Source organism: Micromonospora sp. CA-259024, assembly GCF_050936255.1.
Lineage (GTDB): Bacteria > Actinomycetota > Actinomycetes > Mycobacteriales > Micromonosporaceae > Micromonospora.
Genome location: NZ_JBNJND010000001.1, coordinates 1,800,188 through 1,823,488, shown reverse-complemented (window position 1 = coordinate 1,823,488; position 23,301 = coordinate 1,800,188). Strand labels below are relative to the sequence as shown.

The following is a 23,301-nucleotide window of genomic DNA, read 5'->3' as shown; positions in this document are numbered from 1 at the left end:
CTACGGCACGCTTCCCGGAAGAGATCTTTCCGCTCAGCCCCACCCGCCGGGCACCCTCACCGACCCAACGTCGAACGCAAACCCACCCGCACCAACGCCGCGTGCAACTGCTCCGACAGCGCCACCAACTCCCGCGCCGTCTCCGCCGCCCGCGCCCGCGCCGCCGGATCACTCTGCCGCGCCAACGGCGCCACCAACTGCGCGAACAAACCGACCTCCCGGTCCGCCGCCGTCCGATAACCCCGCAGGTGCCGCGGCTCCAACCCGTACGACGCCAACCCCGCCACCGCCGACGCGATGATCAACGCATCCGCGTCATACCACCCCGGCGGATCCGACACGAGCACACCGAGTCGCTCCAACTCCACCAACGTCGACTCGTCGATCCCACTACGCGCCACCAGATCCGCCCGGCCGAGCCGCACCTGCGACGACTCGGCCGGCTCCGCCAACTCACGACCCGGCACCGCACCATCGGGACCGACCGCCACCAACGCCGGCCGCGACCGCCCCGGCTGCTCACCGGACGAATCCCACTCCGCCAACTGCTCACGGATCACCCGCAACGGCAGGTACTTGTCCCGCTGCGCGGTCAACACGAACCGCAGCCGCGCCACATCGTCCCAGCTGTACTTCCGGTAACCCGCCGCCGTCCGCTGCGGCTCGACCAGACCCTCGGCCTCAAGGAACCGCAACTTCGAAATCGTGGTGTCCGGGAAATCCACCCGCAACTGCCCGAGCACCTCACCGATGCTCATCAGCGGCAGCTGAGACCGGGCCGCCCCGGGTGACGTGGAGGCCGCAGGCTCGTTCACCCCCGGCCGGCCTCTTCCTCCGGGCGCGGACCGGCGATGAACACAACCCGGAACTTACCGATCTGGACCTCGTCACCATTGCTCAACGTGGCCGCCTCGACCCGCTCGCGATTCACGTACGTGCCATTCAGGCTGCCCACGTCCCGCACCGTGAACGTGCCACCATCACGGTGGAACTCCGCGTGCCGACGCGACACCGTCACGTCATCGAGGAAGATGTCACTGTCCGGATGCCGGCCACTGGTCGTCACATCGTGGTCCAACAGGAACCGGGCACCCGCATTCGGGCCTCGACGAACCACCAGCAGCGCCATACCCGGCGGCAACGAACCGGACATCCGGCTCGGCACCACATCGGTGTCCGGCCCCTCCAGCACTTCGTCGAGCGAACCGAGATTGAGCGTCGAAGTGACGTCGAGCGGGGGGAACTCGTCGTCTGGCCGCGTCATGGGACCACCTCACGGATCTGTTCGGTCGGCGTCGGGGTAATGGCGGGTCTGGCCGCCGGGCACTCGAACACCCGGCGGCTGGCTCCCCGTGCCCGGGAAGGCAATTCCGCAACGCTCAACTATTTGGGTTCTCGGTCGACTGGGCGAGCCTAGCCAGCGCCGAAATGCAGGGCAACCGGACGCGCGCAGACATCCCACGCGCCGGATCAAGCACACTCAGCCTTCGGTGATCTTCTGATACGCGCCGGCCGTGAGCAACCCGTCCGTCGCCGTCGGATCATTCGGCGTGATCTCCACCAACCAACCCTCACCGTACGGATCAGTGTTGATCAGCTCAGGCGTGTCACCCAGCGCCTCGTTGCGCGCCGCGACCGTACCGGCGACCGGCGCGTAGATCTCCGACACACTCTTGGTCGACTCGATCTCACCCAAGGAGTCACCGGCCGCGACCACCGCACCCGCCTCGGGCAACTGCACGTACACGATGTCACCCAGCGCGTCCTGCGCGAAGTGCGTGATACCGACCCGGATCGAACCCGTGCCGTCACCCGCCACCCACTCATGCTCGGCGGTGTATCGCAGATCCTCGGGAATCACCAGACGCGTCCTTCATCCATCGGTGCCCCGGACCACCCGGGTCCGGGGCGGCCGCGCCGGTCAGGAGACCGGACGGGCGTGTTCCAACTTGATCGGCACGTGCAGCGCCGAAACCTCGGCAACCTCACGCTCCCCAAACGTCACGTTACCGCCGCCACCCCGGACCGACGCCACCACCCCACCAGGAATGTTCAACGCCGTACGCATCGTCGCCGGATCACCGATCACCGTGATCGTGAACGGCGCCGTCAACCGACGCCCCTCCACCACCAACGACCCGTTGTCCCCATCGAGGAAGTACGTCGACGCGATGACCCGCACCGTGGCCCGGTCACCGCCGGAGATCTGCATCGCCTCCGCGCCCGCACCCCGCAGCTCCTGCACCGCGTCCAGCACCCGGTTCGCCGAGATCGGCTTGGCACCAGCGTCGAACTGCACCGTCAACCCCGGCCCGACCGCCGGCAACGTACCCGCCAGGATGCCCAACTCGTCCGCCCGCCGCGTCGCCTCGTCCAACGCCGCCTGACGGCCCTGCTCACCCGAACGCAACTGCCGCTGGCTGTCCTCCAGGGCGCGGATGTCCTGCTGAAGACGGTTTTCCCGCGCATCCAGATCCGACAGGATCCGGACCAGGTCCTCCTGACGCGTCGCCCCCAACGTCGGATCCGTCGACGTCGTCTTCAACTGCACCACCAACGTGAAGCCCAGCAACGCCAACAACGCCGCGATCATCACCCCGGCCGCACTCCACCGGGACCGACCCGCCGCCACCAGCGCCGCCGACTCCCCGGCCGGCTCCGCCAACCCGTCGGAACCCGCCACCGGCTCCCCCGGCCGCGAGGCCCCGCTCAGGTCCACCGTCGCGTTGTCGTCGACCGGCTCCACACCCGGCTCCACGGCGGGCTCATCGTCCGGGCGCCCCGACTCGCGCTCCGCGGGCTCCTGCGGAGCCAACGGGCTCAACTCGTCCGGATCCGGCGCATCGGGCCGCGGATCCGGCTCACCCGCCGGCCCACCCGGCCGCGCCGGCCCCGCCGGCTGTGGCCACCCGGTCCCCGTGTCGGTCTGCTCGTCACTCATCGCATTCCAACCTACGCCCGGAACAGGTGCCGACGGATCGCCGCCACGTTGCCGAAGATGCGCACCCCGAGCACAACGACCACACCGGTGGACAACTGCCCGCCCACCCCCAGCTGGTCACCCAGATACACGATCAGACCAGCGACCAGCACGTTCGAGATGAACGACACCACGAACTGCTTGTCGTCGAAGATGCGGTCCAGCCTCGCCCGCACACCACCGAACACCGCGTCCAACGCGGCCACCACCGCGATCGGCAGGTACGGCTGCAACGCCGCCGGCACCGTGGGATCGAGCCACACACCGAGCACCACACCGGCGAGCAACGCCAGCACCGCGATCATCGGCCACCTCCGGAGGGGCTAGCGGTCGTCGTCGGACCGGACGACCCAGGACTGCCGGACCGGACACCCGACGCGGAAGGGCTCGGACTGACCGACGGCTTGGCGTAGCGTAGCTGCGGCTCCGGAGCCGCCGGCAGGGTGAGGTCGTCCGCCTCCCGCACACCGAACGACAACCCGGTCTTCTGCGCGACCTCCCGCATCAGCGCCGCGTTACGGCTGTCGTCGAACTTGCGACGCATCGAACTCGGACCGATCGCCGACACCTCGTACGGCCCGGTCACCGGCCGGAAATCCACGAGCATCGCCTCACCCGCCGACCGGATCGTCGACGTCGACGTCAACCGCTGCCCGTTGATGGCGATCGCCTCCGCGCCGGCACTCCACAACGCGTTCGCCACCCCCTGCAGGTCGCTGTAGAGCACCCGCGGCGGCCCAGCGCCAGCGCCGGTCACCGCATCCGCGTTGTCCGGCGCGTCCGCCAACCGCACCACCACACCATCGCCGCGCACCCGACCCAGCCCCGTGCTCGCCTCCAGGTCCCGCAGCCGAGCCGCCGCCGACCCGCTCAACGCCGCGTCCCGCTGCCGACTGACCTCCTCGCGCAGCTGGTCCGCGCGCGTCGACAACCGGTCGGTCTCGCTCTCCCGCTCCTTGATCTGCGCCACCAGACCGGAACGCGCCTGGCTGCGCCCCGGCTCGTCCGCCATCGTCTGCCGGTACGCGACCGCGAACAGGAAACCGAGCATCACCACCACGACGAGGCTGACCGACCGTGCCGGCCAGGCACGCCACCCCCGGGATGGCGCCGTGGAGGCCGACCGTCGACGGGCAGCCGCCGCGTCCGCATACCCCGGGTCCAGCGGGTTGCGAAACAGCTCGGTGAGGAAATCCGGCGCGTACACCCGGTCCTGGCGGGGTTTCCTGGGCCGGGGCGCGCTCACGCCGCCGCTCCCGGGCCGCGTGCCGCGCGCACCAGTCGGGCCGCCTGCACGACATACATCCCGCCGGCCACCCAGTAGAGCACCAGACCCCACCAGGCCAATGCCCAGCCGATGGCGCTCGCCGCCGTCGCCACGTCGGTCGCCGCGGTGGCCAACAGCAGCACCGGGAACGCCGCGAGCAACAGGAACGTGGCGGTCTTGCCCACGTAGTGCACCGGCGGCGGCCCGTACCCGTAGCGACGCAGCACCGCCAGTGAACCGAGCAGGAGCAGCTCACGGGCCAGCAGCGCCGCCGTGAACTGCCACGGCACCACCTCCCGCGCGGTGAAGGCGACCAGGGTGGCGAGAATGTAGAGCCGATCGGCCAGCGGGTCGAGCAGCTCCCCGAGTCGGCTCACCTGGCGCAGACGGCGCGCGATCCAGCCGTCGACCCAGTCGGTGGTGCCGCCGATGGCGAGCACGACGACTGCCGCCACGTCGGCCCGCTCGACCAGGAACAGGTAGAGGAAGAGCGGGACGCCCAGTAGCCGCCCGAAGCTGATCAGGTTGGGCAGGGTGAGCACCTGGTTGCCGGGGATCTGGTCACCGGTGTCCCGCGGTTGCTCTGCCCGAGCCGGCCGACGCGACACCGATCCTCCTCCACGGCACGTGGGCCCCGGGCCGACGTCGGGCGCGGCTGGGGGTCGTACGCGCTGTCGGGCCGGCCATCGCCGGCTCCCCTGCGGCCCCGGTCGGGGCCCCTTCCCTGATGCGGCCCGCGATCTCGATGATCGCGGGCCGGGTAAGTGCGCTGTCACTATATCGGGCTTCGCTCGGCTCCCCTGGTGCCGCCGTGCGGTGGCCGGTGCGGCTCTGCGGCAGTGTGGTGTGGATCACCACGCGTAGAGCGTCCTAGGATACTAGTGGAACGGGGGAAGCCCTCAGGCGGTCTGTACCGCCGAATCGACCTGCTGCTCGGGCACCGACTGGGCCGCCGCCCGAGCGAACGCGACCAACCCCAGCAACAGATCGTGCTGCGTCCGCGCCGGCATCCGATCCAGCACCGCCTGCACCGCACGATGCCGCCGCTCGGCCAACTCCCCCAGCAGCGACAGCGCGGCGGCGGTCGGCACCAACCGCACCTCACGCCGGTCCCGTGGATCGGCCACCCGGCGCAACAGCCCGGTCGCCTCCAGCCGGTCGCAGAGGCGGCTCGCCGACGAGGGCACCACGTCCAGCAGCTCGGCCAACCCGTTGACGTTTGTCTGCTGCCGGTTGCTGATCAGCGTCAGCACCCTCAACTGGGTGGGCGGCAGCTGGTGCCGCGACGCGGCCGAGTCGAGCACGGCGATCAGTGTCCCGGCAGCCGCGTCGATCGCCGCGGCGAGATCCGCAGGTCGCTCCACCCGATGTCCCCTGCCGTCGTCGCGCTGGTGCCCGCCCGGAGGAGCGGCGGCGACCCTCACCCGCCGCCCCGCTCACGCGGACCGTGCCAGTCCAGACAGACCACGACGGCGTCGTCGCGCAGATCGGAGTCCGCGTGGTAGGCGTGCAGTTCGCGCATCACCGTACCAACTGCCTCGGCCGGCGGCTGCAACCGCGTGGCGCGCAGGGAACGGGCCATCACCCGCTGTCCGTACGGCTCCTGACCCGGCGGCTCCGCGGCCCACACCCCGTCGCTGACCACGAAGAGGCGGTCACCCGGTGCGAGCCACAACTCCTGCAACTCGTAACGGGTCTCCGCGAACATGCCCAGCGGCAGCTGCTGATCCAGCTTCATGGGCTCCACCACGGACCCGCGCATCCGCAGCAGGTGCGGGGATCCCGCGTCGACCGCCCGTACCCGGCCGGTGCGGGTGTCCACCTCGAGCAGCAGGGTGGCCACGTGCCGGCGGCCCCGGTGTTGGTAGAAGACCGTGTCCGAGGCCAGCTCGGCCTGCTCCACCAGGCCGCCGCCGGAGCGCCGCGCGTTGCGCATCGCGTTCACGGTGACGGCGGTCAGCATCGACGCGGCCAGGCCACTGCCCTCGCCGTTGAGCACCGTCACGGTGAGACGGTCCCCGTCCAGAGACCAGTCGAAGTGGTCACCGCCCACCGTGTACGCCGGTTCGAGTTGACCGGCCAGATCGAACGCGTGGTGCCCCACACCGCGGCCGGGCAGCAGGTCCCACTGCATCTCGGCGGCCATCGTCAGTCGCTCGCGACGACGGGCCCGCTGGTAACGGTCGGTCTCCCGGTCCGCCGCACGCATGGCAACCGCCACGGCAGCGGCGATGTCCGTCGCACGGCCGGTGACGGTCGGACCCGGTACGGCGGGAAGCTCGATCAGCAGCACGCCCAGCCGCTCCCCCCACATCGTCAGCGGCAGGTAGAGGCGGCACGGGCCCTCGCCGTCACGCACCGGTTGCTGGCTGCTGAAGCAGCGCTGCGCCACGGTGTGGCAGGCCAGGAACCCGGCGGCCGGCAGGTCCGGATCGAGTACCGGCCACAGCCCGCTGATCCGGTAGTCGGCGACGAACACGTCGGTGCGGAGCGCGCCCATCGTCGACCGGATCGCCCGGTCCGCCGCCTCCGCCAGCTGGTCGGGCGGGGCCTCGCGCAGCGCGCGCGACACCACGTCCGGCGCGTCCACCATGGTCGTCCTCTCGAGAAGCTTGCTACAGGGCAAGCATCATACGGACGCCCTCGGACGGGGAATCCCGGCGGTCAGTCGCCGCCGCGGGTCGCGAGCACGCCGTGGAACGCGTCGGGCACCCGCGCCGCCGGACCGTCCGGCCGCCACTGGGCGACCGGGACGATCCCGTCCGCCGTCGGCGCCCACCGACCCAGCAGTGGCGCGAACGCCGCCGGTGGACGCATCCGGAACTGCGGCCCCATCATCGCCAGCGCCTGCGGGTGACCGGCCAACTCCTCGGTGTCGAAGTCCACGGCGAGCAGACTGCCCGGCGCCGCTTCGGCGTACATCTCGTCGAGGGTGCGGGTCAGCGTGGCGTCGTCGAGGAACGCGGCGAGCCCGAGAAAGACCAGCCCGACCGGCCGCCGACCCCAGCCCGGAACGAACCGGTGCAGCTGCGCCGGGTCGATCGTGCCGATGTCGGTCGCGTCACCGAAGCCGTAGCCGGCCCGGTCGCTTCCGGCGAGGATGCTCTGCCCCAGCCGGATGGTGACCGGGTCGACGTCGGTGTAGAGAACTGTCGCGTCGGTGGCGACCTCGTGCACGTTGCCCATGGTGGGCACCCCGGCACCGAACACCAGGAAGTTGTCCACGCCCTGCCCGGCCATGGCCCGCACCGTGCGACCCAGGAAGGCCCGCAGCTCCCGGAACACCGGCGCGCACGGCCCGTACGCCTGCTCGAACGCCCTCGCGGCGGCCACGTCGACCGGGAAGTGGTGCTCCCCGCCGAGCCAAAAGTCGATCATGCGTGCGGTGCTCGGCTGGTCCGGTTCACCCATCGACGACGCTCCCTCCCCGACCGGTCGCCGCCAGCGTACCGACCCGAGCTTGCTCAGCGGTATCGCGACGCGGAGGTGCCTGCGCCCGGGATACTGGCCGCGGGCGGAGGTGAGCGGTGAACTCGGCGAACAACGCAGCGGTGGTGGTCGGCGTGGACGGCTCGGAGCCGGCGCTGCGCGCCGTGCGGCTCGCCGCCACGGAGGCGGCGCGCCGGCAGCGGCCACTGCGGGTCGTGCACGGGTTCATCTGGCCGCTGCTGCACGTGCCGGTCTCCCCCGCCCCGGACGCGCCACCCGGCGGTGGACTGCGCCACCAGGCCGAGGAACTGGTCGAGGCCGCGGTGGCCGAGGCCGAGGCGACCGCACCGGGGCTGTCGATCTCCGGCGAGATCATCGACGGTGAGGCCGCCGCGGTGCTGGTGGGCGAATCCCCCACCGCCGCGCTCATCGTGCTCGGCGACCGTGGGCTGGGCGGCTTCTCCGCGCTGATCGTCGGCTCGGTCGCGGTGCAGGTCGCCGCGTACGCCGACTGCCCGGTGCTGGTCGCCCGCGGCGAGCAACGGACCGACGAGCCGGTGCTGGTCGCGGTGGACGGTTCGGAGGCCGCCCGGCTGGCGGCCGACTTCGCCGCCGAGACCGCCGTGTCGCGCGGCGTCCCGCTGGTGGCGGTGCACGCCTACCGGCACCCGGGCAGCAGCGGCCCGGGCGACATGCAACCCCTGGTGTACGACGAGGCGAAGCTGCACGGCGAGCAGGAGCGGATGCTCGCCGGGTGGCTGACCGGGCTGACCGAGCACCATCCCCGGCTGCGGCTGACCTGCCGGGCGGTGCACGGCCGGACGGGTGCCGTGCTCGCCGAGGCGTCCCGGTCCGCGCAACTGGTGGTCGTGGGTGGGCAGGGGCGCGGCGAGGTGACGGGGTTGCTGCTGGGATCGGTGAGCCAGTCGGTGCTGCACCACGCACACTGCCCGGTCGCCGTGGTCCGCGCTCCCCGCTGAGACCCGGGGTTGGCTCCCCGCCAGGCGGGTAGACGGCCGCGGTACGCCCATGGCCACCGAAGGCGGCAGCGGATGCCGGACCGACGAAGGAGGCAACAGATGCCAGGACCACGGCCGGGCAGTAACGCCTACGACAAGCAGCGGGCGCGGTTGCGCAACGCGATCGACGACTCCGGACGCCAGGTACCCGACGGCAAGGCCAACCAGGTCGCCAACAGGATCCTCCAGGAGGATCGCGGCCAACGGGGCGTGGTGCGCGGCGACCGCACGTACGGCCCCAAGAGCGAGCGCGAACCGGGCGACCCGAAGTGAGGAGGGTCGACGTGACCGACGGCGCCATCGCGGGCGCCGTCGGCAGCACCGCGCTGAACGTGGTCAGCTACCTCGACATGGCGCTACGGGCACGACCGGAGAGCAACGTCCCGCAGGAGACCGTCGACCGGCTGGCCGGGATCGCGCACGTGGACCTGGGGTCCGGGGCCCGGGCGGCCAACCGCCGCTCGGGCCTCGGGCCCCTGATCGGCTACGGGCTGGGTATCGCCGCGGGCGTCGCGTTCGCGCTCTACGCCGGCGGTCGGCGCCAGCCACTCCCGATGGCCACCGGCGTGCTCGGCGCCGGCGTCATGACGATGACCGACGGGTCGATCACCGCGCTCGGGATCAGCGACCCACGCACGTGGCGGCGCTCCGACTGGATCTCCGACATCATCCCGCACCTCGCCTACGGGCTGACGGCCGCCGCAACCTGGAACAGGTTGCGGCGGCCGTCGGGTCGCGGTCGCTAGTTACCGGGTGTCGCTGTCGTCCTCGGCTATCGGTTCACCGGCCGGGCCGTACGGCGACACCTGCCCCTTGGGCACCGGCCGACCCTCGTCGCCGCGCGACGAGCCACGGTTGAGCGGGTGCCCGGTCGGCTTGGGCCCCTTGCTGTCCTGGCTGGTGGCGCCCTTGGCGTTGCGCCGGAACTCTTCCTGCTGCGGATTGACCACGGGTGTCTCCCTTCCGGGTACGGCAGGCGGCATCGACCGCCTCCAAAGCCGGCATACCCGCCCGCACCGGCGGCATTCCGGCCCGGGTCACCGGCGACACGGCTAGCGGGTGACGGATCGGGTACCCGGTCGGTGTGGGAAACGATCGAACGGTGGTACGGGTCCTGCTGGACCGGCGTGGCCGCACGTACGCGGAGGAGGCCGGCATCCGGCTGTCCGACCGTCCTGGGCCGCTCTACCAACTGCTGGTGCTGGCCACCCTGCTGAGCACCCGGATCCGGGCGTGCGTGGCGGTGGACGCCGCGCGGGAGCTGTTCGCCGCGGGCTACCGCACGCCCCAGGCGATGGAGTCGGCCAGCTGGCAGCAACGCGTCGACGCGCTGGGCCGGGGTCACTACCGCCGCTACGACGAGCGGACCGCCACCATGCTCGGCACCGGCGCCCGGCTCTGCCTGGACCGCTGGCACGGTGACCTGCGCCGGTTGCACCGGGAGGCCCAGGGCGACCCCGCCGGGCTGCGGCGGCGGCTCACCGAGTTCCCCGGCATCGGCCCCACCGGCGCGGACATCTACCTGCGCGAAGCGCAGACGGTCTGGTCGGACCTGCGCCCGTACGCCGACCGTCGGGCCCTGGCCGGGGCGAAGCGGCTGGGCCTACCGGGCTCTCCGGACAGGTTGGCCGGTCTCGTCGACGAGCCGGACTTCGGGCGGCTCGCCTCAGCGCTGGTACGGGTGGCGCTCGGCGAGGAGTCCGCCGGCGAGATCACCCGCGTCGCCGCCCGCTGAGCGCTCACTTCACCGTCTTGTCCCCCGGCCGGGTCAGGTGCCACACCAGCAACGCGGCGAGCAACGCCAGGATCACCACCCCGCCGGAGATACCCGGGCCCTCCTCGGGGCTGCGGCCGGCACTACCGAAGTAGATCACCGCGAGGCCGGCCAGCACCGTGACGAACGTACGCAATCCTCGGTCCTTCACGTATCGCACCGTAGGCAGCCCGCATCCACCCGGGGGACGATTCGGGCGTACTGTCCCCCGTCCGGGTGGTGCTCAGCGATCCCCGACGAACCCGCGCAGCCGTACCTGGCGCACCGCCCGGTCGGCCACCTCCACCACCTCCAGGGTCAACCCGGGCAACCGCACCATCTCTCCCGGCTCGCTTGGCAGGTGCCGCAGCCGGGCCAGCACGAGCCCAGCCACCGTGGTGTAGTCCCGTGACAACGGGAAGCTCAGCCGCACCCCGAGATCGGGCAGGTCGTGCAGTGGGAAGTCACCGGGCACCAGCAACGAGCCGTCCGGTTCCCGAATCACCCCGTGCACGTCGCGGTCGGTCTCGTCGTACAACTCGCCGACCACCTCGGCCAACAGATCCTCCATGGTGACCATGCCGTCGACGCCGCCGTGCTCGTCCACCACCAGGGCCAGTTGCTGATGCTCCTGACGAAGCTGACGCAACGCGTCGGCGACCGGCAGGGTCACCGGCAGCAGCAGCGGCGACCGGACCCGCTCGCCCACCCTGGCGGAGCCGGCCTGCACCAGGTCACGGATGTGCACCACACCGAGCACCTCGTCCAGCCCGCCGGGGCCGGTGACCGGAGCGCGGGACCGCCCGGCGGCGGCGAGCCGATGTACGCCCTCGTCGGCGGTCAGGTCGGCCGGCAGCGTCGTCACCTGCCGCCGGGCCACCAGGATCTCCCGCAGCGTCCGGCCCGCGATGTCGAACGCCCCGGTCAGGATCTCCCGCTGTTGCGCCGACAGGCCGCGTTGGCTGGCCAGCATCTCCCGCAGCTCATCCTCGGTCATCTCCTCCCGGTTGGCACGCGGGTCACCGCCGGCCAGCCGTACCACCGCGTCGGTGGCGCGGCTGAGCAGCCACACCGCCGGTCGGGACACTCGGGCGAGCAGGTCCAGCGGGCCAGCGCTGAGCAGCGCCCACCGCTCTGCCCGCTGCATGGCCAGCCGCTTCGGGGCCAACTCCCCGAGCACCAGCGTGACGAAGGTCAGCAGCACGGTCACCAGCAGGACCGCGGCGGGGCGGGCCGCGCCGCCGAGGAAACCCAGCGGACCGATCAGCGGCCCGGCCAGGGACACCGCGGCAGCCGCCGACGCGAGGAACCCGGCCAGAGTGATGCCGAGCTGAATGGTGGCCAGGTAGCGGTTCGGGTCGCGGGACAGCCGCACCAACCGGTCACCGGCGCGGGACCGCCGGCCCAGCCGCCGCAGTTGTCCCTCGCGCAACGTCACCAGCGCCATCTCACTGCCGGAGAGCGCGGCGTTGACCAGCACCAGCACGGCCACCAGTGCCAACTGCCCGAGCTGACCGCCCATCGCGCACCCCCGTCCGCCGCCTCAGGTCACTCAACCGCAGCGGGGCCGGCTCCGGGTCCGGTTTGCGCCCGCGCCCCGCTCAGTCGACCTCCAGGTCGTCCAGCGAGATGGCGTGGGTCATCAGCCACCGGGCCAGCGCCGACATACCGAACAGCCAGAGCGGCACCGACTCGGTGGGGCCGTTGGTGGCGTAGATGGCGAACCGCAGGTCCGGCGCGCGGTACGCCTCGATCCGCCACCGGTGCTGCCTGTCCCGCCAGACCGCCGAAGGGTCCATGGCGTCACCGTAGGTGACCGGCGTCGACCCGGGGGCCGGTTAGCCCGGCACGACTGTTGCATCCGTTGAAGCAGAGCAAAGGGAAACGACCAGGTGGTCGGGAGGACAAGCGTCGCGTGCGAGGTCGGAGGGCACCTCGTTCGACAAGGTCGGCGGCCTCGCCCGCCGACAGCACCTCTGACGCGTGCCGGGAACGCCTTACTCAGGTGATGACGATCCGCACGTCGTCGGGCAGTCGTCGGGTCGCGCCTCGACGGTCCAGCAACTCCAACAGCGGCACCGCGACCCGGCGGGTGGTGTCCAACGCCTGCCGGGCCGCGGAGAGGGTGAACGGTTGGGGCAGCCCGGCCAGCACCCGGACCGCGTCGTCGAGTGCGTGGGGCAGCAGCACGACGTTGTCGGCCAGCCGCAGCAGGGCGCCGGCACGCACCGCGGCTCCGATTTCCCGGGGGCCCAGGCCGAGGTCGACGAGGCGGTCCGCCTCGGGGGCACGAAACGGCCGGTCACCGTACTCGGCGCGGACCCGCCGCACGGCCCGGGCCACCGGTTCGGGCAGCGCGTCGGCGCCCGCCGCCCCGACCCGCCCGGCGTGGATCCGCAGGGGTGGCCGGATCAGCGCCTCGACCAGTACCCGGTCGGGCAGGGCGAGGCGCTGGCGCAGCGCGTCCACCGGCATCCCGGGTTCCAACGGGTGCTCCTCGGCGTAACGGGCGACCTCCGAGGTCAGCTGGTCGCGGAGCCGCCGCCAGTGCGCAGGGTCGGCCAGCCAGTCACCGGCCACCGGCTCGGCGTGCACCGGCACGCCCATCCGGATCAGCGCACCGGCCCGGACCAGCCGGCGGCGGCGCAGCTCCCCGGCCAGGTCGGGTCGACCGTCCAGGTCGGCGAGGACCTGCGCGCGGGCGGCGGCGGCCCCTCGGCGGGCCAGCGGTGGCGGCGCCACGTCGAGCACCCGCACTCCGCCGGCAACACGGTGGCGGCCCGGGTCACGCAGCAGCGCCCGGTCCCCCACCAGCAGCGGCAACGGGCGGGCCAGCCGTAGCCGTACGGTGTCCGGGCCGAGCGGGCGGACGCGTACCGGCACCGCCGCCGACCCGACGTGCAGGGTGAGGGTGGCGGGCAGGTCGGCGGCCGGGTCGCCGGTGAGCCGGACGTCGACGAGGTCGGTGCGGTGGAACCGGCCCGGCGTGAGCAGCGCGTCGCCGCGGCCGAGCCGGTCGCGGGGCGTACCGCGCAGGTTGACCGCCACCCGGGCCACGGCCGCCGCTTCGGGCCTGGCCTGGCCGAGCGAGTGCAGGCCCCGGACCCGGACCGGTTCGTCGGCGCCGGCCAACTCCAGCGCGTCGCCCACCCGGAGGCGACCGGCGCCCAGCGTGCCGGTGACAACGGTGCCGCTGCCCCGCACCGTGAAGCTGCGGTCGACCCAGAGCCGGACCGGTTCGTCCACCGTGGGGGCCGGCAGTCGGGTGGCGAGCCGGTCCAGGGCAGTACGCAGCTCCGGCAGGCCGGCGCCGGTCAGACCGCTGACCGCCACCGCCTCCACCGCGCCGAGGCTGGTCGCGGCGATCTCGGCCCGGGCGTGGGCCGCCGCCGGCCCGGGGTCGGCCAGGTCCGCGCGGGTCACCGCCAGCAGGCCGTACGCCACACCGAGCGCGTCGAGCGCGGCCAGGTGCTCGGCGGACTGCGGCTTCCATCCCTCGTCGGCGGCGACCACGATCAGCGCCGCCGGCACCGGGCCGACCCCGGCGAGCATGTTCGGCACGAACCGCTCGTGCCCGGGCACATCGACGAAGGCGACGGTGCCGCCGGACGGCAGTGTCGTCCAGGCGAAGCCCAGGTCGATGGTCATCCCCCGGCGGCGTTCCTCGGCCCACCGGTCGGGTTCCATTCCGGTCAACGCCCGGACCAGGGTCGACTTGCCGTGATCCACGTGTCCGGCGGTGGCGACGACGAACACTCTCAGTCGTCCCCGGGTACGCGCAGCACGGCCGCTCGGACCGCCTCGTCGGCGTCGGCCGGCACACAGCGCAGGTCGAGCAGGAGTCGACCCCGCACCACCCGGCCGAGGACCGGCTGGTCTCCGGTGCGCAGCGGCGCCGCGTACCGCTCGGGCAGGCTCAGTGCCCACGAGTCCAGCTCCACGCCGGGGGCGCCACCGCCGCCGACCACCGCGACCGCCGGCACCACCTCCGCCTTGCGCCCGTCCGCGCCGAGCCGGTCACGCAGCCGCTCCACCCTGCGGTGCAGGGCACCCGGGTCGGCGTGCAGCGCCACCCGGGTTGGTGTGTCCGGTTGGTGCAGGGTGGCGGCCAGCGCGGCCAGGGTGAGCTTGTCCACCCGCAGAGCCCTGGCCAGCGGATGGCGGCGCAGCCGGTCGATCAGTTCGACGTCACCGAGCAGCAGCCCCGCCTGCGGCCCACCGAGCAACTTGTCGCCGCTGGCGGTGACCAGCGCGGCGCCGGCGCGCAGGGTGCTCGCCGCGTCCGGTTCATCGGGCAGCAGAGGATCCGCGGCGAGCAGGCCGGAGCCGATGTCGGCGACCACCGGCACCCCGAGTGTGGCCAGTTGTCGGACTCCGGTGGCGGAGGTGAAACCGGTGACCTGGAAGTTCGACGGGTGCACCTTGAGGACGAAGCCGGTCTGTGGGCTGATGGCGGCGGCGTAGTCCGCGAGGGTGGTGCGGTTGGTGGTGCCCACCTCCCGCAGCCGGGCGCCGGTGCTCTCCAGCAGGTCGGGCAGGCGGAAGCCGTCCCCGATCTCGACGAGCTCGCCCCGACTGACCACGATCTCCCGGCCGGCGGCCAACACGGTGGCGGCCAGCACCAACGCGGCGGCGCCGTTGTTGACCACGTGCACGGCACCCGCCTCAGGTACGGCGGCGGCCAGCGCGTCGAGGGCGGCACGGCCACGGCGGGCCCGACGGCCGGTGGTCAGGTCCAGCTCCACGTCGGTGTGCCCGGCCGCGGCCACCACGGCGGCGACCGCGGCGGGCGACAGCGGTGCCCGGCCCAGGTTGGTGTGCAGCACGACGCCGGTGGCGTTGAGGACCGCGCGAGGGCCGGGTGCGGGTAGCGCCGCGATGGCGGCGTCGCGGACCTCGTCCGGGCCGATCTCGCCGCGGCGGGCCCGCTCCTGCGCCCGGACGATGACCGCCTTCACCTGGTCGCGCCCGAACGTCGCGGTGGCCGCGGCCAGCAGCGGGTCGGCGAGCAGCGTGTCGGTGCGGGGCACCCGGCGTCGCGGGTCCACCCGGCCGTCGCCCATCGCGTCATCTCCTGCCCCGTGTTGGCGGAGACGGACGGGAATCGAACCCGCCTGGCCCGGGTCCCGGACCACACCGGTTTTGAAGACCGGGAGGGGCACCAGCCGCCTGAACGCCTCCATCGGACATTCGATCACAGCACGGGCGGGCCCGCCCGGTCAGGTGACAGATCCGCCCGCGGTCCGCCGGGCTTCGACCCGCTCGCGCTGCGGCACCACCGTGTACCGAGGGTCGCGGGCGGAGGCGACGCCGCCGTAGAAGATGCCGAACCGGGTCGCGACCGAGGCGGCCAGCAGCGCGGCCCCGGAAAACACGCCGACCAGCCGGCTGCGCCGGCCCAGTAGCGCGCCGGCCACGCCAGCCGCGGTCAACAGCCGGCCGGCGCGCAGCAGCCGACCAGGTCGGCCCTGACGATAGGGCTCACTGAGCAGGCCGAGGCGGGTCTCCACCCGGTGCGCGCCGTACAGCTCCAGGGCCGCGCCGGCCACCGCCATCCGCCGGGCCGGCCCGGCCTGGGCCGGCGGCACGGCGATCAGACCCACACCGGCGCCGCTGGCCAGCGCGCTGCCCGCGAAGATGACCGGCAATTCCGGGTACGCCTCGTGCCAGGACGGCACCGCCGTGTCGGCGAGCAGCACCCCGGTGTACGTGGCCAGCGCGGGCGCGGAACCGGCGGCGAGCAGCCCAGCGACGTGCCCGACCGACGGCAACACGCGGCCGGCCAGCCCGAGCAGGCCGTGGCGGGGCAGCCAACCGGCGGCCTCGGCGATCGCGGCCACGCCGGCGGCCGGCCCGTACGCGGTGAGGATCCAGGTGCCCATCGACATCGGCGAGGTCGGCTTCGCCACCCGGAGCATGTGGTGGAACCGTGCCGGCCGGCCCAGGTCTCTGATCAGGAAGACGGCACTGGCGCTGACGGCGGCCAGCGCGGTGACCCGACCGGCTCGACGCAGCGTAGGCCGCCCGGTGAGCTGCCCGCCCGCCGCGAGCAGCGACGAGCCGGCGGCCAGCCCGCCGGTGAACAGGTACGCGGCGATGTCCCACTTCCAGACCGGCGCCTTCAGGACGGGGCGACCGTAGTACGAGGTGAACTCGGCCTCCGGCACCCGCAGTTCCTCGCCGCCACCGCGACCGCCACGCCGGCGACCCGCCCGTCGACCGGTGTGCGCGGCGGCCCACTGCGGCGACGAGGTCAGGTCTGCCCGGGTGCCGGTGCCCGCCGGTCCGTCGTGGACGCTCACCTCCGGCCGCGCCGGGACACCCGGCCGGTCGGAACCCTCGGCGGCCAGCCGGTCACGGAAGCGGCGGAACAGGTCGCCCACCTCAGGGCGGTGCGGACTCACGAGGAACCTCCGACGAACGCGGCGACGGTGGCCGCCGCCATGGCGAGGGCCGCGAGGCCGGCGCGTTTCCACATGGCCGGTAGGTCGCGGGTGGTCACGATCGGGTCGGGTGGCAGCCCGTACACCTCGGGCTCGTCGAGGAGCAGGAAGAACGCCCCGTCACCACCCACACCGTCGTTCGGGTCGTGCCCGTACAACCGCGCCTCGGGAACACCCCGCCCGCGCAACGTGGCCACCCGCGTGGCGGCCCGCTCCCGCAACTCGTCGAGGGGCCCGTACTGGATCGACTCGGTCGGGCACGCCTGCGCACACGCCGGCGTCATCCCCGCGCCCAAACGGTCGTAGCACAGCGTGCACTTCCACGCCCGACCGTCGTCCTTGCGCTGATCGATCACCCCGTACGGACACGCGGAGATGCAGTAGCCGCAGCCGTTGCAGATGTCCTCCTGCACCACCACCGTCCCGAACTCGGTACGGAACAACGAACCGGTCGGACAGACATCCAGGCACGCCGCATGGGTGCAGTGCTTACAGACGTCCGACATCATCAACCAACGGAAATCAGTACGATCCTCCGCACCCGACCCCCGACCCGGCGGCTGCGCCCCCGGCATCCCCAGGAACTGCGTCCCCGCACCACCGTCGCCCGAGCCAGCCGCCACCGGGGCGCCGAGCACGTCGGTGGGCCCGCCCACGGCCATCCGAGCGGCGACCGACGGTGAACCGGCCGGGCGGGGCTGCTCGATGAACGCGACGTGCCGCCACGAGTTCGCCGTCAGCGCCCCGGTGTTGTCGTACGACATGCCGAGCAGGTCAAGACCGGAGCCGGGCACCCCGTTCCACTCCTTGCAGGCGACCTCGCAGGCCTTGCAGCCGATGCAGACACTGGTGTCGGTGAAGAACCCCATCCGGGGTGGCGCCGACGACCAGCCGGCGTCCGGCGCCGGGTCCAGCGGGCCGTACAGGCTGTTCGGGTCAGGAATCACCGCGCCCCTCCCCGTCGCTGTCGGTTTCGGTGGTGACCATCGGGGCGTTGCGCCCCGGGATGATCCCGGCGCGCCGCTGATACCCGGCCACCAGGTCGAGCAACGCCGGCCCGGTGGGACGGCGGCCGGGCTGAACGTCGCACGTACCGATCTTGCTCTCCTGGATGAGGACGTTCGGGTCGAGGCTGATCCCGAACAGATCGTTCGCCGAGTCGCCGGTCACCAGACCCTCGAACCCGAAGTGGTACGGCAGCCAGAGCTGATGGATGACCCGGCCGTCCACCCGCAGCGGGGTGAGCCGATCGGTCACCAGCACCTTCGCCTCGATCACCGCGCGGCCGCTGACCAGATGCGCCCAGTCCAGGTGGTTGAGGCCGCGTTCGGCGGCCAACTCCGGCGACACCTCAACGAACATCTCCGGCTGCAACTCGGCCAGCGGACGGACCGTCCGGCTCATCCCACCGGCGGTGTGGTGCTCGGTGAGTCGGCTGACCGTGAACACGTACGGGAAGACCTGACTGTGCTCCTCCGGCGGGCTCGGGTTCACCGAGTTCACCGGATGCGCGTACATCTTGCGGGTCGGGTTGGCCTGCTGCCGGTAGAGCGGGTTGCGCACCGGCGACTCGACCGGCTCGTAGTGGGTCGGTAGTGGACCGTCCAGAACCCCACTGGGCGCGTACAGCCAGCCCTTGCCGTCACCCTGCATGACGAACGGGTCGTCACCGGCGATGCCCTCCGGGCCGGACGCGCCGGGCGGCGGCCGGTACGACGGTGGCTTGGCCTTCTCGAAGTCCGGCACGTCGTAACCGGTCCACTCGGACCTCTCCGGGTCCCACCAGACGTAGCGCTTGCGCTCACTCCACGGTCGACCCTCCGGGTCGGCCGAGGCGCGGTTGTAGAGCATGCGCCGGTTCGCCGGCCAGGCCCAACCCCACTCGGCGGCCACCCAGTCCTGGTCGTGCCGGGACTTGCGCCGGGCCGCCTGGTTCACGCCGTCGGCGTACACGCCCGTGTAGATCCAGCAGCCGATCGCGGTGGAGCCGTCCGCGCGAGCCTCGGCGAAACCGGACAGTGGGCGGCCGGTCGCCACGTCGTACCCGTTGATCTCGCGCAGCACCGCCTCGGCGCTCGGCTCGGCATTCGGGCCATGCGTCGGGTAGTCCCAGGTGAGGTCGAGCAGCGCCCGGTCGCGCGGCAGCTGCGAGCCGGCCAGCTTCTCCCGCAGCCTGCACCCGAGGTGGTAGAAGAACCAGAGCTCGGAGCGGGCGTCGCCCGGCGGCTCGACAGCCTTCTCCCGCCACTGCAACAGCCGCTGCGTCTGGGTGAAGGTGCCCTCCTTCTCCACGTGCGAGGCGGCCGGCAGGAAGAACACCTCCGTGCGGCACTCCTCCGGCACGATCTCGCCGGTGGTCACCTCGGGGCCGTTCTGCCAGAACGTCGCGCTCTCGATCATGAACAGGTCCCGGACCACCAACCAGTCGAGATTGGCCATGCCGAGCCGCTGCGCGCGACCGTGCGCCGAGCCGACCGCCGGGTTCTGCCCGAGCAGGAAGTACCCCTTGACCTTCCCGTCGATCATGTTGAGCACCTGCTGGTACGTGCCGTGATCACCGGTCAGCCGCGGCAGGTAGCCGTAGCAGAAGTCGTTCTCCGCCGTCGCCGCCTCACCCCAGTACGCCTTCAGCAGGCTGGCGGCGAACGACCGGGCATTGCCCCAGAAGCCCTTCTGCCCCGGGTGCCGAATGCTGTCCACCCACTCGTCGAACGTCGGGTGGTCGGCGTGGTGCGGCATCGGCAGATAGCCCGGCAGCAGGTTGAACAACGTCGGGATGTCGGTCGAACCCTGGATGCTCGCGTGCCCCCGCATCGCCATGACTCCACCACCCGGGCGGCCCATGTTGCCAAGCAGCAGTTGGATGATCGCACCGGTGCGGATGTACTGCACACCGACGCTGTGCTGCGTCCAGCCCACCGAGTAGACGAGCATGCCGGTGCGGTCCCGACCGGAGTTCTCCGTCCACGCCCGGGCCAGCTCAAGGAACTTCTCCTGCGGGATCCCGCAGACCCGCTCCACCATATCCGGGGTGTAACGGGAAAAATGTCGCTTGAGGATCTGGTAGACGCAGCGCGGGTGCTGCAACGTCTCGTCGCGCCGAGTCTGCCCACTCACCCGCGCGCCGTGCGACTCGTGCGTCAACCCGGCGGCGCTGTCCCGCTCCTGAGCCGTGTGCCCGCTGCCCGACGACCCCACGTGCCCCTCGTACTGCCAGCTGTCCTGCACGTAGGTGCCCGTCTCCGGGTCGAACCCGGAGAAGAAACCGTCGCCGTCCTCGGTGTCGCTGAACTCCTCGCTCACGATCGTCGCCGCGTTGGTGTACGACAGCACGTACTCCCGGAAGTCCAACTCGTTGTCCAGGATGTAGCGCACCACCCCGCCCAACAGCGCGATGTCCGTGCCCGCCCGGATCGGCAGGTACGCGTCCGCGACAGCGCTGGTCCGAGTGAACCGCGGGTCCACATGGAAGACCTTCGCCCCACGGCGCTTGGCCTCCATCACCCACTGGAAGCCCACCGGATGAGCCTCGGCCATGTTCGAACCCTGGATGACGATGACGTCAGCGTTGGCGATGTCCTGCTGGAAATCCGTCGCACCGCCACGACCGAAACTGGCCCCCAGACCGGGGACGGTGGCGGAGTGTCAAATACGGGCCTGGTTCTCGATCTGGAGCGCCCCCATCGCCGTGAACAACTTCTTGATGAGGTAGTTCTCCTCGTTGTCCAGCGTCGCCCCACCCAGACTGGAAAAGCCCAGCGTCCGGTTGAGCGGCCGGCCCTGCGTGTCGACGTCCTCCCAGGTCTGCTCGCGAGCGGCGAGCATCCGGTCGGCAATCATGTCGAGCGCGGTGTCGAGTTCCAGATCCTCCCACTGCGTCGAGTACGGACGCCGGTAACGGACCTTCGTCTGCCGCAACGGGCTGGTCACCAGACTCTTACTCGCCGCACCCTTCGGACAGAGCCGACCCCGCGAGATCGGGCTGTCCGGGTCGCCCTCGATCTGACTGACCTGCCCGTCCCTGACGAACACCCGCTGGCCACAACCCACCGCGCAGTACGGGCAGACCGAACGGGCCACACTGTCGGCGTCCTCGGTGCGGGCGGTCAGCCCTGCCGAACGGTCGGACTGCGCCGCGGCGCCCCGGCCGAGCGGGTCGGTGCCGGTGAGCTGCCGGTAGACCGGCCAACCCTCGATGAAGGTACGCAGCCCCATGCCCGACACCTCCTCCACACGCGAGCGACCCCATGAAGATAGGTCACCTGAGACACGTTCGCGAGCCGAGGAATCGCCAGAGGCACAGACAGCGCCGCCCCCGGCCGGTGGGCCGGGGGCGGCGCTGGTGTCGGTGTGCAGGTCGCCTCTCGGCGAGTGGCACGACGCGGCTCCAGCCGAACGGTATTCCGCGAAGGCAATATTAGGTGAGGCCCGGGGACACTGAGTCACACCGACACTGTCCACAACCAGCCCGACCCCCAACCTTGTTCCCCACACCCGCACGCCACTGGCCGGCACCCTGTCCCCCGCATCCACCCACCGCCGCGCGCCCCCGCGCCATCCCGCCACCGCGCCGGATGGTTGCGCCGCCGCACGGGCCGCCAGGTCAACGGGGCGACGCTCAGCGTCATCCCGGCACCGCTGATCGCGCCACCCCACAGTCGCGCAGCGAGATCTTGGACAGATTCTGCTAGCAACTAACAAGAACTGTCCAAGATCTGCGGCCAGCCACCGCGTGGGGCAAGGGTCATTCGCTCTCGCACGCACCGACCAACGCGTCCCGCAGCCCACACCAGCCCGATGCGGATATGCCGCTGGCCGGCACCCCGGGGTGTGGGGTGCCGGCCAGTCGGTGGTTGGTGTTGTGCGGTGGGTCAGCTGTTCCAGTGCTGGGCGACCAGGTCGGTGGCCTGCTGCTCCCACTGGGCGTACGCGTCCGGGTACGCGGAGACCTGCACGGTCTGCGCGGCCTGGGTCAACGGCATGTCCTGCCACCCGTCGACCTGCTTCAAACCCTTGAGGAACGCGGTCGTGGAGTAGGCGGGGTCGGTGATCTGTTCCGGCGTACCCCAACCCGAGGACGGGCGCTGCTGGAACAGGCCCAGCGAGTCGTGGTCGTTCATGTCGCCGAGGTGACCCAGGTTCTCCAACTTCGACTCCTGCAGACTCGTCGCGATCGAGATCACCGCGGCCCGCTCCGGCATCCCGGCCTTCTTCGTCGCGGCGATGATCGCCTTCACGTTCGCGGTCTGCTCATCGTTCAGGCTGATGTGCGACTGCTCGCCCTGCGGCTTCGGCGCCGACTGCATCGCAACCGCGACCGGCTTGGCATCGACCGGGGTGGCGGCGTGGGCGGCGATCGGGCCGGCGAACACACCACCGGCGAACGCGAGACCAGCAACGGACAGCATGCTCTTACGGATGATCGTGTTCATGGGGGTTAGCTCCTTCGGGGGTAAGGACACCCGCACGCGCCGATAGGGGTCGGCATCGCAGGGTGAGCACCTCGTCCGGGCGCATCAAATCCGAGGGGAAAAGTCTTCGGGGGGGGGTCGGCGCCTACGGTGTCTCGGCGCCGGGGTCGGCGGCCTACGAGCGGGGGGCTCGTGGCACCGGGTCTGTCTGTAACGACCGGGGGCCGGAGGCCATTCCCCGGGGCGGCACCCTCGTGGAAGCGGTGACCGGGCAGTCGTTCGTGGGGACCGTAACGACCGGGGGCCGGAGGCCATTCCCCGGGCCCATGCGCCGAATGGCAGCACGGCCGGGCGGTCGTTCGTGGGGACTGTAACGACCGCACGAGGCCCGGCATTCCAACCCCGGGAGGCCGGGCGGCGGGCGGGTGGTGCTGCGATCGTCAGGGTATGTAACGACCCCGGCCCGGCCATGATTCCAGGCCACGGGTGCCACCGGTCACACCCCAGACGAACACTCGACCGGACAAACCACCCAGACACAGTCCAGCCCAGGCGGACCCAGACCACCACACCCCGGCTTGATCCACCCGAGATCACCAAAACCGCGGTATCCGAGACGCGGGGACACCCCGACATCCGCAAACCGGAGTTGATCATGGATCGGCCGGCATCGCCAGAGCCGCCAAAAGCGGACAAAAAGCCTGACTGGTGCTTGGGGGAACCCCGGGCGCCCAGGTAACCAGCCGTCACGGACAGCCGAGCGGGCGCGCGCCCGACCGTTAGCGCAAAGAGCTATCACCCACGACCCACACGCAGGCGCTACGCGACGCACACCGAACGCGCACACCACGGAAGCGCCCACCACCGCAGGCATGCAACACCGCACGTGCGTGGACCGCGCCCCATGCACAACGCATGACAGCCCAACGCACGCACGACACCCAACACACGACAGCCCAACGCACGACAACAGGACCGACCAGCCCGCACCGCCAGAGT

At 71.9% G+C, this 23,301-nt stretch carries 24 protein-coding genes and 1 tRNA gene; 4 read left to right on the top strand and 21 right to left on the bottom strand.

Annotation, left to right across the window (positions count from 1 at the left end):
- Nucleotides 1–56: 56 nt before the first annotated feature.
- From ftsR to ACQEUX_RS07605, 10 genes are all read right to left on the bottom strand, one after another.
- Nucleotides 57–758 (bottom strand): transcriptional regulator FtsR, encoded by a 702-nt coding sequence (ftsR, locus tag ACQEUX_RS07650; protein WP_433043299.1) that lies wholly within the window; start codon nt 756–758, stop codon nt 57–59.
- Between the two features lie 53 nt (nt 759–811).
- Nucleotides 812–1,264, bottom strand: a complete 453-nt coding sequence (odhI, locus tag ACQEUX_RS07645) for an oxoglutarate dehydrogenase inhibitor Odhl (RefSeq protein WP_007071101.1) — start codon at nt 1,262–1,264, stop codon at nt 812–814.
- A 216-nt stretch (nt 1,265–1,480) separates the two neighbouring features.
- The gene (gene gcvH, locus ACQEUX_RS07640; RefSeq protein WP_354996485.1) at nt 1,481–1,861 is read right to left on the bottom strand and encodes a glycine cleavage system protein GcvH; all 381 of its coding nucleotides are present in this window, start codon (nt 1,859–1,861) and stop codon (nt 1,481–1,483) included.
- 60 nt (nt 1,862–1,921) lie between these two features.
- Entirely contained in the window at nt 1,922–2,941 is a 1,020-nt protein-coding gene (locus tag ACQEUX_RS07635; protein WP_433043294.1) for a DUF881 domain-containing protein, read from the bottom strand.
- An 11-nt stretch (nt 2,942–2,952) separates the two neighbouring features.
- Complete coding sequence (locus ACQEUX_RS07630) at nt 2,953–3,285, bottom strand: small basic family protein (protein ID WP_030327710.1); 333 nt, start codon at nt 3,283–3,285, stop codon at nt 2,953–2,955.
- Nucleotides 3,282–4,226 carry a DUF881 domain-containing protein gene (locus ACQEUX_RS07625; protein ID WP_433043291.1) on the bottom strand — a complete coding sequence of 315 codons (945 nt, stop codon included), beginning with the start codon at nt 4,224–4,226 and terminating at the stop codon, nt 3,282–3,284. The genes ACQEUX_RS07630 and ACQEUX_RS07625 overlap by 4 nt, the downstream gene beginning before the upstream one ends.
- A complete protein-coding gene (locus ACQEUX_RS07620; protein ID WP_433043288.1) occupies nt 4,223–4,855 on the bottom strand; it encodes a CDP-alcohol phosphatidyltransferase family protein in 633 nt (210 codons plus the stop codon). Before ACQEUX_RS07620 ends, ACQEUX_RS07625 begins: the two co-directional genes overlap by 4 nt.
- 291 nt (nt 4,856–5,146) lie before the next feature.
- On the bottom strand, nt 5,147–5,611 hold the full coding sequence (locus ACQEUX_RS07615) for a MarR family transcriptional regulator (protein ID WP_433043285.1): 465 nt from the start codon (nt 5,609–5,611) through the stop codon (nt 5,147–5,149).
- A gap of 56 nt (nt 5,612–5,667) precedes the next feature.
- Entirely contained in the window at nt 5,668–6,840 is a 1,173-nt protein-coding gene (locus ACQEUX_RS07610) for a PP2C family protein-serine/threonine phosphatase (RefSeq protein WP_433043282.1), read from the bottom strand.
- Between the two features lie 71 nt (nt 6,841–6,911).
- Nucleotides 6,912–7,658 (bottom strand): SAM-dependent methyltransferase, encoded by a 747-nt coding sequence (locus ACQEUX_RS07605; protein ID WP_433043279.1) that lies wholly within the window; start codon nt 7,656–7,658, stop codon nt 6,912–6,914.
- Between the two features lie 116 nt (nt 7,659–7,774).
- Here ACQEUX_RS07605 and ACQEUX_RS07600 point away from each other — a divergent pair, with 116 nt between their 5' ends.
- The 3 genes from ACQEUX_RS07600 to ACQEUX_RS07590 all read left to right on the top strand — a co-directional run bounded on the left by ACQEUX_RS07600 (nt 7,775) and on the right by ACQEUX_RS07590 (nt 9,441).
- On the top strand, nt 7,775–8,656 hold the full coding sequence (locus ACQEUX_RS07600; protein WP_433043276.1) for a universal stress protein: 882 nt from the start codon (nt 7,775–7,777) through the stop codon (nt 8,654–8,656).
- Nucleotides 8,657–8,755: 99 nt separating this feature from the next.
- Nucleotides 8,756–8,968: a phosphatidylethanolamine-binding protein gene (locus ACQEUX_RS07595; protein WP_433043273.1), complete on the top strand. Its 213-nt coding sequence runs from the start codon at nt 8,756–8,758 to the stop codon at nt 8,966–8,968.
- Nucleotides 8,965–9,441 (top strand): hypothetical protein, encoded by a 477-nt coding sequence (locus tag ACQEUX_RS07590; RefSeq protein WP_433043270.1) that lies wholly within the window; start codon nt 8,965–8,967, stop codon nt 9,439–9,441. The genes ACQEUX_RS07595 and ACQEUX_RS07590 overlap by 4 nt, the downstream gene beginning before the upstream one ends.
- Here the strand turns inward: ACQEUX_RS07590 and ACQEUX_RS07585 are convergent, their stop codons facing one another.
- A complete protein-coding gene (locus ACQEUX_RS07585; protein ID WP_433043267.1) occupies nt 9,442–9,645 on the bottom strand; it encodes a hypothetical protein in 204 nt (67 codons plus the stop codon).
- Nucleotides 9,646–9,779: 134 nt separating this feature from the next.
- On the opposite strand from ACQEUX_RS07585, the gene ACQEUX_RS07580 reads away from it, so the two are divergent.
- Entirely contained in the window at nt 9,780–10,430 is a 651-nt protein-coding gene (locus tag ACQEUX_RS07580) for a hypothetical protein (protein WP_433043264.1), read from the top strand.
- A gap of 4 nt (nt 10,431–10,434) precedes the next feature.
- Here ACQEUX_RS07580 and ACQEUX_RS07575 read toward each other — a convergent pair whose 3' ends face one another.
- The 10 genes from ACQEUX_RS07575 to ACQEUX_RS07530 form a co-directional block, all read right to left on the bottom strand.
- Complete coding sequence (locus tag ACQEUX_RS07575) at nt 10,435–10,620, bottom strand: hypothetical protein (protein WP_433050002.1); 186 nt, start codon at nt 10,618–10,620, stop codon at nt 10,435–10,437.
- Between the two features lie 72 nt (nt 10,621–10,692).
- Entirely contained in the window at nt 10,693–11,970 is a 1,278-nt protein-coding gene (locus ACQEUX_RS07570) for a hemolysin family protein (protein ID WP_433043261.1), read from the bottom strand.
- Nucleotides 11,971–12,049: 79 nt separating this feature from the next.
- Nucleotides 12,050–12,247 (bottom strand): hypothetical protein, encoded by a 198-nt coding sequence (locus ACQEUX_RS07565; RefSeq protein ID WP_030327722.1) that lies wholly within the window; start codon nt 12,245–12,247, stop codon nt 12,050–12,052.
- Between the two features lie 202 nt (nt 12,248–12,449).
- Nucleotides 12,450–14,204, bottom strand: a complete 1,755-nt coding sequence (gene selB, locus ACQEUX_RS07560) for a selenocysteine-specific translation elongation factor (RefSeq protein ID WP_433043257.1) — start codon at nt 14,202–14,204, stop codon at nt 12,450–12,452.
- Nucleotides 14,205–14,206: 2 nt separating this feature from the next.
- On the bottom strand, nt 14,207–15,511 hold the full coding sequence (gene selA, locus ACQEUX_RS07555) for an L-seryl-tRNA(Sec) selenium transferase (RefSeq protein WP_433043254.1): 1,305 nt from the start codon (nt 15,509–15,511) through the stop codon (nt 14,207–14,209).
- 22 nt (nt 15,512–15,533) lie between these two features.
- Nucleotides 15,534–15,629 (bottom strand) — tRNA-Sec (locus tag ACQEUX_RS07550).
- 38 nt (nt 15,630–15,667) lie between these two features.
- A complete protein-coding gene (gene nrfD, locus ACQEUX_RS07545; protein ID WP_433043251.1) occupies nt 15,668–16,852 on the bottom strand; it encodes an NrfD/PsrC family molybdoenzyme membrane anchor subunit in 1,185 nt (394 codons plus the stop codon).
- Nucleotides 16,849–17,835 carry a 4Fe-4S dicluster domain-containing protein gene (locus tag ACQEUX_RS07540; protein WP_433049648.1) on the bottom strand — a complete coding sequence of 329 codons (987 nt, stop codon included), beginning with the start codon at nt 17,833–17,835 and terminating at the stop codon, nt 16,849–16,851. Before ACQEUX_RS07540 ends, nrfD begins: the two co-directional genes overlap by 4 nt.
- Nucleotides 17,828–21,106 (bottom strand): formate dehydrogenase, encoded by a 3,279-nt coding sequence (fdh, locus tag ACQEUX_RS07535; RefSeq protein ID WP_433043248.1) that lies wholly within the window; start codon nt 21,104–21,106, stop codon nt 17,828–17,830. Before fdh ends, ACQEUX_RS07540 begins: the two co-directional genes overlap by 8 nt.
- A gap of 656 nt (nt 21,107–21,762) precedes the next feature.
- A complete protein-coding gene (locus ACQEUX_RS07530; protein WP_433043245.1) occupies nt 21,763–22,323 on the bottom strand; it encodes a hypothetical protein in 561 nt (186 codons plus the stop codon).
- Nucleotides 22,324–23,301 lie beyond the last annotated feature (978 nt).

Coding starts and splice junctions, on each gene's coding strand:
- ACQEUX_RS07530 (WP_433043245.1), bottom strand. CDS start 22,323: ATGAACACGATCATCCGTAAGAGCATGCTGTCCGTTGCTGGTCTCGCG.
- ACQEUX_RS07635 (WP_433043294.1), bottom strand. CDS start 2,941: ATGAGTGACGAGCAGACCGACACGGGGACCGGGTGGCCACAGCCGGCG.
- ACQEUX_RS07605 (WP_433043279.1), bottom strand. CDS start 7,658: ATGGGTGAACCGGACCAGCCGAGCACCGCACGCATGATCGACTTTTGG.
- ACQEUX_RS07565 (WP_030327722.1), bottom strand. CDS start 12,247: ATGGACCCTTCGGCGGTCTGGCGGGACAGGCAGCACCGGTGGCGGATC.
- ACQEUX_RS07630 (WP_030327710.1), bottom strand. CDS start 3,285: ATGATCGCGGTGCTGGCGTTGCTCGCCGGTGTGGTGCTCGGTGTGTGG.
- ftsR (WP_433043299.1), bottom strand. CDS start 758: ATGAGCATCGGTGAGGTGCTCGGGCAGTTGCGGGTGGATTTCCCGGAC.
- ACQEUX_RS07610 (WP_433043282.1), bottom strand. CDS start 6,840: ATGGTGGACGCGCCGGACGTGGTGTCGCGCGCGCTGCGCGAGGCCCCG.
- ACQEUX_RS07595 (WP_433043273.1), top strand. CDS start 8,756: ATGCCAGGACCACGGCCGGGCAGTAACGCCTACGACAAGCAGCGGGCG.
- odhI (WP_007071101.1), bottom strand. CDS start 1,264: ATGACGCGGCCAGACGACGAGTTCCCCCCGCTCGACGTCACTTCGACG.
- ACQEUX_RS07570 (WP_433043261.1), bottom strand. CDS start 11,970: ATGGGCGGTCAGCTCGGGCAGTTGGCACTGGTGGCCGTGCTGGTGCTG.
- selA (WP_433043254.1), bottom strand. CDS start 15,511: ATGGGCGACGGCCGGGTGGACCCGCGACGCCGGGTGCCCCGCACCGAC.